This is a genomic window from Methylobacterium aerolatum (assembly GCF_022179085.1).
In the GTDB taxonomy this organism is placed as follows: Bacteria; Pseudomonadota; Alphaproteobacteria; order Rhizobiales; family Beijerinckiaceae; genus Methylobacterium; species Methylobacterium aerolatum.
On sequence record NZ_BPQE01000021.1, the window covers coordinates 83,222 to 95,486 of the forward strand.

General features: G+C 70.0%; 10 protein-coding genes and 1 riboswitch. Of the genes, 7 read left to right on the plus strand and 3 right to left on the minus strand.

The features are described from left to right. The first annotated feature begins 466 nt into the window (after positions 1-466). The 4 genes from MFF06_RS15000 to MFF06_RS15015 all read left to right on the plus strand — a co-directional run bounded on the left by MFF06_RS15000 (position 467) and on the right by MFF06_RS15015 (position 3,455). Positions 467-1,612, plus strand: coding sequence for a methionine ABC transporter ATP-binding protein (locus MFF06_RS15000; protein WP_238205279.1), 1,146 nt, complete (start codon positions 467-469; stop codon positions 1,610-1,612). Next, on the plus strand, positions 1,602-2,267 hold the full coding sequence (locus MFF06_RS15005) for a methionine ABC transporter permease (protein WP_238205281.1): 666 nt from the start codon (positions 1,602-1,604) through the stop codon (positions 2,265-2,267). The genes MFF06_RS15000 and MFF06_RS15005 overlap by 11 nt, the downstream gene beginning before the upstream one ends. A gap of 42 nt (positions 2,268-2,309) precedes the next feature. Continuing rightward, positions 2,310-3,089 (plus strand): MetQ/NlpA family ABC transporter substrate-binding protein, encoded by a 780-nt coding sequence (locus MFF06_RS15010; RefSeq protein WP_238205282.1) that lies wholly within the window; start codon positions 2,310-2,312, stop codon positions 3,087-3,089. A 111-nt stretch (positions 3,090-3,200) separates the two neighbouring features. Continuing rightward, a complete protein-coding gene (locus tag MFF06_RS15015; protein ID WP_238205285.1) occupies positions 3,201-3,455 on the plus strand; it encodes a hypothetical protein in 255 nt (84 codons plus the stop codon). Between the two features lie 21 nt (positions 3,456-3,476). Here MFF06_RS15015 and MFF06_RS15020 read toward each other — a convergent pair whose 3' ends face one another. The 3 genes from MFF06_RS15020 to MFF06_RS15030 form a co-directional block, all read right to left on the minus strand. Further along, positions 3,477-5,504 (minus strand): TonB-dependent receptor, encoded by a 2,028-nt coding sequence (locus tag MFF06_RS15020; RefSeq protein ID WP_370876763.1) that lies wholly within the window; start codon positions 5,502-5,504, stop codon positions 3,477-3,479. Between the two features lie 240 nt (positions 5,505-5,744). Further along, positions 5,745-5,942: riboswitch (cobalamin riboswitch) on the minus strand. A gap of 81 nt (positions 5,943-6,023) precedes the next feature. Then, entirely contained in the window at positions 6,024-7,169 is a 1,146-nt protein-coding gene (locus MFF06_RS15025) for an alpha-hydroxy acid oxidase (protein WP_238205286.1), read from the minus strand. A gap of 77 nt (positions 7,170-7,246) precedes the next feature. Beyond that, on the minus strand, positions 7,247-8,932 hold the full coding sequence (locus MFF06_RS15030; protein ID WP_238205288.1) for an L-lactate permease: 1,686 nt from the start codon (positions 8,930-8,932) through the stop codon (positions 7,247-7,249). 296 nt (positions 8,933-9,228) lie between these two features. Here MFF06_RS15030 and MFF06_RS15035 point away from each other — a divergent pair, with 296 nt between their 5' ends. From MFF06_RS15035 to zigA, 3 genes are all read left to right on the plus strand, one after another. After that, positions 9,229-9,978, plus strand: a complete 750-nt coding sequence (locus tag MFF06_RS15035) for an FCD domain-containing protein (RefSeq protein WP_238205290.1) — start codon at positions 9,229-9,231, stop codon at positions 9,976-9,978. 348 nt (positions 9,979-10,326) lie between these two features. Further along, a complete protein-coding gene (locus tag MFF06_RS15040) occupies positions 10,327-10,926 on the plus strand; it encodes a cysteine hydrolase family protein (RefSeq protein WP_238205292.1) in 600 nt (199 codons plus the stop codon). Positions 10,927-11,039: 113 nt separating this feature from the next. After that, complete coding sequence (gene zigA, locus MFF06_RS15045; protein ID WP_238205302.1) at positions 11,040-12,260, plus strand: zinc metallochaperone GTPase ZigA; 1,221 nt, start codon at positions 11,040-11,042, stop codon at positions 12,258-12,260. Positions 12,261-12,265: the final 5 nt, after the last annotated feature.

The following is a 12,265-nucleotide window of genomic DNA, read 5'->3' on the forward strand; positions in this document are numbered from 1 at the left end:
GAAGGTTCTGGCGGCCCAGGAAGCCCTCCTCGTCTTTGCGAGCGGAGCGAAGCAATCCAGGGAAACGGGCCGTTTCCGACGGTGGCGCATCCCTGGATTGCTTCGCTCCGCTCGCAAAGACGGAGGGGCGACGACCTTTCCGGCCAGACACTGAGGTGCGGCGAAGCCGCCTCGAAGGAGGGATCCAGAGAGCGCTGCGATCCCTGGAGCCCTCCTTCGAGGCCCGGCGAGCCGGGCACCTCAGGATGAGGCTGAGTGTGGGAAAACCGGCTTCCCGGCCGGACTCTGAGGATGAGAGCGAGACGGAAGCGCACTGTGCAGACGCCTTAAAAATTCTTGCTCCAAATTGCGCTCATTAGAGAATATTTCTCTCGCAGACTTGATAATTTTGCGGGCTCCTTTCATTGACCCGCCCGCAGGGCAGACGCGATACCGTCGCCTTCTTTCCCTCCCCGCTGGATGCCGGATGGCCGCGACGCTCCGGTCCAAGGAGCCCCGTGTGCCGGTTCGCCCGTCCCCGACCGATGATGCCGACCCGGCACCGCTGATCCGTTTCGAGGGCGTCTCGAAGGCGTATCCGGCCCGGGGCGGCTCCGCCCCGGTGGCGGCCCTGTCCGGGATCGACCTGTCCGTGCCGCGGGGGTCGATCCTCGGGGTGATCGGCCGCTCGGGCGCGGGCAAGTCCACGCTCATCCGGCTGATCAACGGGCTGGAGCGGCCGAGCGCGGGGCGCGTCCTGGTGGGTGGCGCGGAGGTCTCCGCCCTCGACGAGCGGGCCCTGCGCCAGGTGCGGGCCCGCGTCGGCATGATCTTCCAGCACTTCAACCTGCTGTCTTCGCGCACCGCCGCCGACAACGTCGCCCTGCCCCTGGAGATCGCGGGGTGGACGAAGGAGGCGATCCGCGCCCGCGTCGCCGACCTCCTCGCCCTGGTCGGGCTGGAGGACCGCGCCCACCGCTACCCGGCGGAACTCTCGGGCGGGCAGAAGCAGCGGGTCGGCATCGCCCGGGCGCTCGCCACGAAGCCCGACGTGCTGCTCTCCGACGAGGCGACCTCGGCGCTGGACCCCGAGACCACCCGGGCGATCCTGGCGCTCCTCAAGCGCATCAACCGCGAGCTCGGGCTCACCATCGTCCTCATCACCCACGAGATGTCGGTGATCCGGGCCGTGGCGGACGAGGTGGCGGTGATCGAGGGCGGCCGCATCGTGGAGGGCGGGCCGGTCTATGAGGTCTTCACCCGGCCGCGGGCCGAGATCACCCGCAGCCTGCTCGCGGGAGAGGCCGGGCACGGCCTGCCGCCGGGCCTTGCCGCGCGCCTCGCACCCAACCCCACGCCCGGCGCCGCCCCGGTGCTGCGCCTCGTGTTCCGCGGTCCCGGCTCCGACGCGGCGATCATCGCCCGCCTCGCCCGCGAGACCGGCATCGAAGCCGCGATCCTTGCGGGCGCCGTCGATGAGATCGGCGGCGAGCCCTTCGGCGCGCTCACCGTCTCCCTGTCCCCGGGGCCGGACGTGCTGGCCCGCGCCCGCGCCTTCCTCGCGGCGAGCGGCGTGGAAACGGAGGAACTGGGCTACCTGACGCAGCGCGGGGAGGAGTCCCATGTCGCCTGAAATCATCGACCTCGTCCTCAAGGCGACGGGCGACACCCTCGTCATGGTGGCGATTGCGGCCGTGCTGGGGACCCTGTTCGGTTTGCCGCTGGGCGTGTTCCTCGCCACGAGCCGCCGGGGCGAACTGTTGTCCGCGCCGGCGGTCAACGCGGCGCTGGGCTTCGTGGTCAACGCCACCCGCTCCACGCCCTTCATCATCCTCGTGGTGGCGATCATCCCCTTCACGCGGCTGATCGCGGGCACCTCCATCGGCACCAATGCCGCCACCGTGCCGCTGACCGTGGCCGCGACGCCGTTCATCGCCCGCCTGGTGGAGGCGGCGATCCGCGAGGTCGATCAGGGCCTCGTGGAGGCGGCCCGCGCCTTCGGGGCGAGCCCCCTCCAAATCGTGCTCAAGGTGCTGGTGCCCGAGGCCCTGCCCGGCATCCTCCTCGGGCTGACCCTCGCGGTCGTCTCGCTCATCGGCTACTCGGCGATGGTCGGGGCGGTGGGCGGGGGCGGCCTCGGCGACCTCGGCATCCGCTACGGCTACCAGCGCTTCCGGCCCGACATGATGCTCACCGTCGTCGTGGTGCTGATCGTGCTCGTGCAGGTCGTGCAAAGCCTCGGCGAGACCCTGGCCCGCCGCGTCAACCGGCGGATCCGCCGGGCCTGATTCCCCCTCCCCTTCAGCCCTCCAACGAACGGACCGACTCCCATGCTGCGCGCCCTGACGCTCGCCGCCCTCCTCGCCCTCACCGTCCCGGCTCAGGCCGATCCGCTCAAGCGCGTGCGCATTGGCGCCACGCCGGGGCCGCACGCGCAGATCCTCGAAGCGGTGAAGCCCGTGGCGGCCAAGAAGGGTCTCGACCTCCAGATCGTCGAGTTCTCGGACTACGTGATCCCGAACGAGGCCCTGGCCTCCGGCGAGTTGGAGGCGAACTCCTTCCAGCACCAGCCCTACCTCGACAACCAGAAGGCGGATCGCGGCTACAAGATCGTGAGCGTCGCCACCACGGTGAACTTCCCCCTCGGGATCTACTCGAAGAAGCACAAGAGCTTCGATGCCGTCCCCACCGGCGGCACCCTGGCGATCCCGAACGACCCGACCAACGGCGGGCGCGCCCTGTTGCTCCTGCAGGACAAGGGCATCATCACCCTGAAGCCCGGCATCGGCCTCAAGCCGAGCGTCGCCGACATCGTCGGCAACCCCAGGAAGCTCCGCATCATCGAGGTGGAGGCGGCCCTCACGGCCCGCTCCCTCGACGACGTCGATGCGGCGGCGATCAACGGCAACTACGCCACCCCGGCCGGCTTCAAGCCCTCCGACGCGATCCTCAAGGAGGATCCGAAGGGCCCCTACGCCAACGTCATCGCCGTGCGCGAGGCGGACAAGGACCAGCCCTGGGTGAAGGCCCTGGTGGAAAGCTACCAGACCCCAGAGACCCGCGCCTTCATCGAGAAGACCTTCGGCAGCACGGTGCTGGCGAGCTGGTAGGCGCGAGAAACGTCGGGGTTACAACCTGTACAGGTGCTGCACGGCGAGGTCAGAGCCGGTTCAAGGCGCGGCGGCGATGATGGCCCCATGGCATTCCGAAAGGGTATCCCCATGAAGCTTCGTCTCGCCGGCCTCGTCGCCGCCGCCCTCGTCCTCCTGCCCGGCGCGGCCTCCGCCCAGTGGTACGACCACGGTCCGCGCCACCACGGCTGGGGCCACCACCACCACCGGCATCACCACCACCATCACTGGGGTCACCACCACCGTCACCACGGCCACCATTGGGGCCACGGCCGCCACCGCCACCATCCCGGCTACGGCTACGGCTACGGGCGGTCCCACCACGGCCACCACGATTGGTACTGAGGGCGGCCCGGCCGGGCGGCCTCAGAACCGCCCGGCGACGGTGAGGCGCACGGCCGTGGGCTCCACGGGGTGGAACACCCGGTCGATCAGCCCCTCGGCAGGCTCGCCGCGCAGGCGCGAGACGTAGGCGTAGGTGATCTGGTCCGCCTTGGCGTTCGTCAGGTTCAGGATGTCGAGGGACACGCTGATCCCGTTCTCGAAGGCGTAGCCGATCCGGCCGTTGAGCAGCGCCGTCGGGCGCGAGCGGATCGTGTTGTCCTCGATCAGGGGACGCGGCCCGAAATAGCGGAAGCGCAGGGAACCGAACCAGCCCAGCGGTTCGCCGAAGGTGATCCCCGCCGAGGCGATGGTGGTCGGCGCCTCCGGCACCCGGTTGCCGACGGGGTCATAGTCCGAGAACCGGGCATTGGTGACGGTGAGGTCGCCCTCCAGCGACAGCCAGGGGGTGACCGCGTAGCGGTTGGTCCATTCCACGCCGAAGCGCCGGGTCGGGCGGCTCGGCTCCGTGGTGCCGCTGTCGCCCTGGAACAGGTTCTCGGAGGCGAAATCCAGCCGGAACAGGGCGAGGCTCGTGGTGAGCCCGGCGATGGAGCGGTTGCGCAGGCCGATCTCGTAGCCCGTCGAGGGCACGAGGAAGGGCGAGCGGGTGGTGTTGAACAGCGACGACGTCGGATCGACGGTGGCGGTCACGCCGCGCACGTCGTTCGAGTGGAAGCCGCCTCCGTAGTTCACGTAGAGTTCGGTGTCGAACCACGGCCCGAGGACGAGACCGAGCTTCGGGTTGACGATCGCGTCCCGCGCCTTGCCGGAATTGGCCGGCGTGTCCGAGACGACGCTGGCGTAGAAGCCGTCCGCCCGGAAGCCGAGGCTGGTGCGCAGCCAGTCGGTCCAGCGCACGCGGTTGTCGACGTAGAAGGCCGCGCTCGTCTCCAGCACCCGGTCGTCGAGCACGCCCGAGCGGAACTGCCGGTTGGTCGTGTTGAACAGGCCGACGCGGATCGAATCCGTGCGGGTCTGCACGCCGATCTCGTTCTCCATCGGCAGGCCGAACAGGTCGCCCTGGAAGATGTGGAGCGCCTCGCCACCGCCGAGGATGCGCTGGTCGAGCTGGTGGAACTGGTCGCCGTTGACGGGATCGTTCAGGACATACGTGAAGTCGTTGAACAGGTTGAGCTGCGAGCGGACGATATAGGCCGAGGCCCGCGTCACGCCGGTGGCGTCCGTCGCGCTGAAGCGCCCCGAGAGGGAGAAGCGCGAGGTGTCACCTCCGTCGGTGGGGTTCAGGGTACCGTACCGATCGAGTTGGCCGGACACCACGGCGCGCTCGGGGATCTGGTTCGTGGCCGTCCAGCGGGAGGCGTAGGCCATGCCGGTGACGGAGAAGCCGTCGAGCGCCGTGCCCTGGCTGTAGCGGGCCACCGTGCTGATCTTGCGCAGGGCATCGGGGACGACCCACGGTCCATCGTAGAGTTGCGCATCGGCGGCAAGCAGGAGGTTGCCCTCGGCAAGCGGCGCCGAGACGATGTTGAGGGCGCGCTTGTAGCCGAAGCTCCCAATCGAGGTGAGCGCGAGGTTCTTCGGCACGCTGTCGAGGTAGTCGATGCGCACCGAGCCGGCGGAGGCGAAGTCGCCGTCGCGGACGAAGTATGGCCCCTTGTGGAACTCCACCGCCCCGACGAGTTCGGGGATGAGGAAGTTGAGGTCGGCATAGCCCTGCCCGTGGGCATGGGTGCGCATGTTGAGCGGCATGCCGTCGAGGAACAGGGCGATGTCGGTGCCGTGGTCGAGGTTGAAGCCGCGCAGGAAGAACTGGTTGGCTTTGCCCTCGCCGGAATGCTGCGTGACGATCAGCCCCGGGACGGCCTCCAGCACCTCGCCGGGGCGCGTCACGGGCCGGTTGTTGACCTGCGCGCCCGTGAGGATCCCGGCGCTCGCCGAATCGACCGCGAGGAGGGCGCCGCCGACGCCCGTGACGCCCCCGACGTAGCCGGCGCTCGCGCTGGGACCCGGCGCGGGCGTCGCGGCCGCCGGGGCCGCCACGACGGAGATTTCCTCAAGCCGCGCCTCGGCGGGGCCGCCGCCGGGCGGCAGGGCCTGAGCGCGGAGGGCAGCGGGCCCGAGGCCGCAGCCCCAGGATACGACGAGCGCAAGGGACGCGCGGAGGGACGGACGGAACACGGGAGCCTCGAGGGCGGCAGTGGCACGTCACCGCGAATGACGTCTCCCCGCCCGAGCCTCCCGGCCCGGCGCTTCGACACCCGCCAGGACACCCCGCCCGGCGCGTTTCGCGTGTGACCACGACTGACGGCAGGTCTCCTGGCTCGCGGGTCGCCGCTCGTCCACCGTCTTCCCGGGCCGGAGCCCAGTGACGTGCGTGGTGGACGAGCTCGCCGCTCACAGTTGCGGGGGCAGCCGCGGCATCGGGGTCAAGTCCCTCACCGCGTTCCCTTTTGATCCCCGAGGGGAACCGTCGCCCCGAACGTAGGGAGAGAGCCGATGGCGCGTCAATCGAGGCTGACGCAAAACGCCGGACTGTGGCTTTCGGGCAGGGGCCCGGGACGCGCCCGATCAGGTGAAGCGGAGGTTGCTTCGGGTCAGGTCGGCGATGGACGAGCAGCCCATGAGCCGCATGTCGCGCTCGATCTCGGCCTTCATCAGCCCGAGCGCCCGCTCGACCCCCTTCTGGCCGGCGGCCGCCAGGGGGAACAGGTAGAAGCGGCCGAGGCCGACGGCCTTCGCCCCGAGGGAAAGGGCCTTGAGGACGTGGGTGCCGCGCTGCACGCCGCCGTCCATGATGACGTCGATCTTGTCGCCCACCGCGTCCACGATCTCCGCCAGCATGCCGAAGCCCGTGGTGGAGCCGTCGAGCTGGCGCCCGCCGTGGTTCGACAGGACGATGCCGGTGCAGCCGATCTCGACGGCGCGCTTGGCATCCTCCACCGACATCACGCCCTTGAGGCAGAACTGGCCGCCCCATTCCTGCACCATGGCGGCGACGTCGTCCCAGGTCATGCTCGGATCGAGCATCTCGGTGAAGTACCGGCTGATGGAGAGGGCGCCGCCGCCCATGTCCACGTGGTTGTCGAGCTGCGGCAGCTTGAACTTCTCGTGCGTCAGGTAGTTCAGGGCCCAGGCGGGCTTCACCGCGAACTGGACCATGCCGCCCAGCGTCAGGCGGAAGGGAATCGAGAAGCCCGTGCGCTTGTCGCGCTCGCGGTTGCCGCCGGTGATGCTGTCGACGGTGAGCATCATCACCTCGATGCCGGCCTGCTTGGCGCGGGCCATCATCTCGCGGTTCAGGCCGCGGTCCTTGTGGAAGTAGAACTGGTAGACCTGCGGCCCGCCGCTGATCCGCCTCGCCTCCTCCAGGCTCACCGTCCCGAGGGAGGAGACGCCGAACATCGTGCCGTAGTGGCCCGCCGCCGCCGCGACCGCCCGCTCGCCCTGGTGGTGGAACAGCCGCTGCAGGGCCGTGGGCGAGCAGTAGACCGGCAGGGCGAGCTTCTGGCCCATCACCGTCACCGACATGTCGATGTCGCGCACGCCCCGCAGGACGTTGGGCACGAGGCTGCACGAGTCGAAGGACGAGGTGTTGCGCCGATACGTGACCTCGTCGTCGGCGGCGCCGTCGATGTAGTCGAAGATCGGGCCCGGCAGGCGGCTCTTCGCCATCCGGCGGAAATCGTGGAACGAATGGCAATCGGTCAGGCGCATCGCATCAACTCCGCGGGGGCTCGCGATCCTTCGGGTACGGAGAGGGGGCGCCGGAGCGCCCCCTCTCGCAGCGTGCCTCAGTGCACCACGGCGGGGGCCACCGTCGGCGGCACCAGCGCGGTGAAGGGCGGCACGTAGGCCTGAAGCATCACCAGCAGGCCGACGAGGCAGGCCAGCGCGATCGAGTGAAAGAACACGTATCGCAGGATCTTCGATTCGCCGCCGTACCACTGGGTCGCGGTGGAGGCGACGACGATCGACTGGGCGTCGATCATCTTGCCCATCACGCCGCCCGAGGAGTTCGAGGCCGCCATCAGCACCGGCGACAGGCCGAGCTGCTCCGCCGTGATCTTCTGCAGGCCGCCGAACAGGACGTTGGAGGCCGTGTCCGAGCCCGTGAGCGCCACGCCGAGCCAGCCGAGCATCGCGCCGAAGAACGGGTAGATCCAGCCGGTCTGGGCGAACGCGAGGCCGAGCGTCGCGTCCGTGCCCGAGTAGCGGGTGACGTAGCCGAGCGCCAGCATCGCCGAGATGGTGATGAGCGAGTAGCGGACGATGTAGGCGGTCCGGGCGTATTCCCTGACGAGCCTCAGCGGGCTGAAGCCGAGGACCAAGCCGCCGACGATGGCCGACAGCAGGATGCCCGAGCCCGTGGCCGAGAGGATGTTGAACTTGTAGACGGCCGCCTCGCTATGTGCCTTGGCGACGACCGGCGGCACCTTGAAGACGAGGTTGTGCAGGTACGGGACGTTCAGATTGTAGATGAAGACCGAGTCGAGCCACGCGCGGAACTGCGGCGTCCCCCAGGCGAAGACGAAGACGGACAGGATCAGCCACGGCAGCCAGGCCCGGAACACCGCCCCGGCGCTGTGCGTCTTGGCGGCGACGACGGGGGCGGCGGCGGCAGCCGAGCCGGCGGGCGCCTCGGTATCGGTCGAGGTCCAGATGCGGGCGGGCTGCCAGACGCGCAGGAAGCCCGCGAGCGCCGCCATGGAGCAGATGGCCGCGATCACGTCCACGAGCCACGGGCCGTGGAAGTTCGAGACGAGGAATTGCGGGATCGCGAAGGCGAGCCCGGCGACCAGCAGGGCGGGCCAGACCTCCCACATGCCCCGGCGGCCGGCGAAGGCCCAGATCAGCCAGAACGGCACGATCACCGAGAAGAACGGCAATTGCCGCCCGATCATCGCGGAGAGTTCGATGAGATCGAGACCCGTCACGGCGGAGAGGGCGATGACCGGGGCGCCGAGCGCCCCGTAGGCCACCGGCGCCGTGTTGGCGATGAGCGAAAGGCCGGCGGCGGCGAGCGGGGTGAAGCCCAGGCCCATCAGCATCGCGGCGGTGACGGCGACCGGCGTGCCGAAGCCCGCCGCGCCCTCGAAAAAGGCGCCGAAGGAGAAGGCGATGAACAGGAGTTGCAGGCGGCGATCCGGGGTGATCCCCGCGATCGAGTCGCGCAGGATGTCGAACTGCCCGGTCTGCTCGGTGAGCCGGTAGAGGAAGATGACGTTGAGGATGATCCAGCCGATGGGCAGGAGCCCGAAGGCCGCGCCGTAGGCCGCCGTCGCGCCCGCCATCGAGGCCGGCATCCCGAACCCGACCACCGCCACCACGAGGGCCGTCACGAGGCCGAGGAGGGCGGCCGTGTGGGCCTTCATGTGCAGGAGGCCGATGCCGCCGAGCAGGACGACGATCGGCAGGGCCGCCAGGGTCGTCGACCAGAGGGCATTGCCCAACGGGTCGTAGACTTGATTCCAGGTCACGGCGGTCTCCTCCTCGGGGCGCGGGCCCTCACGTCCCCGATCCGTCGATCCGCTGGCGGCGTCCAGACGGGGATCGGGATGACGATGGCTTTTTCGGTGGTGCCGCTCCGGTCGCGGTTCGTGGCCGGAACGGGCCCCCCCTGACTGAAGCGGCCCAGCTGGTAAAATGTTTTTACCAACCCAGTCAATTGGAAATTTCAATTGTCCGCCGCGTCGCGAGAGGGCATTCCTAGGCTGACGAGGGGTTGGGGGGCACGGCCGTGGATCAGGACCCGATCAAGGGCGGGAGCATCGCGGTGAGCACCGCCCGCCATCTCAGGGACCTGATCGCCGAGGGCTCGCTCAGCCCCGGCGACCTGCTGCTGCCCGAGCGGGACCTCGCCCACCTCCTCAACGTCTCGCGTCCCACCCTGCGCCAGGGCATCAAGATGCTGGAGGAAGACGGCCTGATCGTCGCGACGCCCGCCGGCCGCTCGGTGGCGCCGCTGGGGCGGGCGATCACCGATCCGCTGATCGCGCTGATCGCGTCCCACGCGGACGTGGTGGACGACTACTTGGAGTTCCGGGCGACGACCGAGCGCATGGCCGCCCGCCTCGCCGCCGAGCGGGCCAATGCCGTGGACCGGGCACGCCTCGCCGCCTGCCTGGAGCGGATCGACCGCGCCCACGGCGAGGGCGCCCCCCTGGAGGAGGCCGAGGCCGACGTCGAGCTGCATCTCGCGGTCTACGAGGCGAGCCACAACCTCGTGGTTCTGCACACGATGCGCGCCCTCTCCGGCATGTTGCGCCAGGGCGTGATCGAAAACCGCGAGAAGCTTTTCGCCCGGCCCGAGACCCGCGACCGGCTGCGCGACCAGCACCGGGCGATCATCGAGAGCGTGCTGGCGGGCGACGCGGCGAAGGCGGCCGAGGCCGCCGAGGCGCATATCCACTACACGCATCGGGCGCTGACCGAGATCAGGGCCTCCGAGGCGCGCCTCCAGGTCTCCCTGCGCCGCCTGAACCACGGCGGCCTTACCGCGAAGCACAAGGGCGAACGGCCCTGAGAGCGTCGAAGGGACCGGCCGTGACGACGGCGAGCGGAGGCACCTTCGGGCCTGTCACCCTCGCCGTCGTGGCGAACGCAGGGAAGCGATCCAGGGATGCGCCACGGTCGGAATCGGCCCGCTGCCCTCGATTGCTTCGGCTCGCGCTCGCAATCACGGTGAGGACACGCGTGCAGGGTCAAATCCTTGCCGGGCGGGGGCGGCTTCCCGCGCCCGCCCGTGAGGAGCGCGTGGGCGGGCGAATATTGAACTTTCGGTCGGGATACCGCGCCGGCCCGTGGTGCTAGGATGGCGGCGGAACGCCGAGCGGCCCGTCACGTGGCCGGGGCGAGGAACGAGGGACACGCCATGGCCAATCCTGCCACCCTGCGGGGCCTTTCCGGTCTCAGCCTGGAACCGCCCGCCCTCAAGGGTTCGGCCCTGGTGATGGTCGATCTGCAGAACACCTACCGCGAGGGCGTGATGCGCCTCGAGGGCGTCGAGCCCGCGATCCGGGAGGCCGCCGCCCTGCTGGCCCGGGCCCGGGAGGCGGGAATCCCGATCTTCCACGTCCAGCACGATGCGGGGCCCGGCTCGCCCTACGACGTGCGGGCGGCGATCGGCCGGATCAGCGACGAGGTCGCCCCGCAGGGCGACGAGCCGGTGATCACCAAGGGCAAGCCGAGTTCCTTCGTCGGCACCGACCTCCAGGCCCGGCTCGACGCCACGGGGCGGCAGGACGTGGTGATCGTGGGCTTCATGACCCACATGTGCATCAATTCCACCGCGCGCAGCGCCTTCAGCCTGGGCCTCCGCCCGACCGTCGTCGCCGCCGCGACGGCGACCCGCGACCTGCCCGCGCCGGACGGCGCCATCGTCCCGGCCGCGCAACTCCAGGCGGCGAGCCTCGCCGCGCTCGGCGACCTGTTCGCCGTGGTGGCGCGCCGGGGCGCCGACATTCCGGACTGAACCTCCGCCGCGCCCACGCCCTTCCTGTGGCGTGGGCGAAAGGCAGCGCTTGACTCTGTAATGTTATACCATTCTAAAACGGCGATCCCCCCTCGTCGACGAATGGAGATCGTATGGACACGCGCGACGCCCGCCTCCCCGTAACGGTGCTCTCTGGCTTCCTCGGTGCGGGCAAGACGACCCTGCTCAACCACGTCCTCCACAACCGGGAAGGCCGCCGGGTGGCGGTGATCGTCAACGACATGAGCGAGGTGAACATCGACGCCGACCTCGTGCGCGACGGCGGCGCCGACCTCTCCCGGACCGACGAGCGGCTGGTGGAGATGACCAACGGCTGCATCTGCTGCACCCTGCGGGACGACCTGCTGGACGAGGTGCGCCGCCTCTCCCGGGACGGGCGGTTCGACTACCTGCTGATCGAGGGCACGGGGATCGCGGAGCCGCTGCCCATCGCCTCGACCTTCTCGTTCCGCGACGAGGAGGGCGGCTCGCTGTCGGACGTCGCCCGGCTCGACACGATGGTCACCGTGGTCGATGCGATCAACCTCCTGAAGGATTACGGCTCGAACGACTTCCTCCGCGACCGGGGCGAGACGGCGGGCGAGCAGGACACGCGGACCCTGGTCGATCTCCTCGTGGAGCAGATCGAGTTCGCGGACGTGGTGGTGATCAACAAGGCCCGGGACGTCACGGCCGAGCATCTCGCCCTGGTGCGCGCGGTGGTGCGGGGCCTGAACGGCGACGCGCGGATCGTGGAGGCGAGCCAGGGCCAGGTGCCCCTCGATGCGGTCCTCGACACGGGCCTGTTCGACGAGGAGCGGGCGCAGCGGCATCCGCTCTGGTTCAAGGAACTCTACGGCGCCGCCGAGCACCTGCCCGAGACGGAGGAATACGGCATCGGTTCCTTCGTCTACCGGGCGCGGCGGCCCTTCGATCCGGCGCGCTTCAAGGCGTTCATCGACGCAACCTGGCCGGGGCTGATCCGGGCCAAGGGCCATTTCTGGCTGGCGACCCGGCCGAACTGGGTCGGCGAGTTCTCCCTTGCCGGGGCCGTCGCCCACGTCTCCGCGATGGGGTTCTGGTGGACCGCCGTGCCCAGGGAGCGCTGGCCGGAGGCGGGGGAGTTCCACGAGCGCCTGAAGGGCGTGTGGAGCGACGTGTGGGGCGACCGCCGCCAGGAATTGGTCTTCATCGGCACCGGCATGGACCGGGAGGCCATCACGGCGGCCCTCGATGCCTGCCTCGTGGAGGCGGTCCGCGAGGCCGCCCCCTTCGATCCGGCCCCCTATCGCGGCCTGCCCGACCCGTTCCCCGCCTGGAAGCAGGCGGCCTGAGGGAG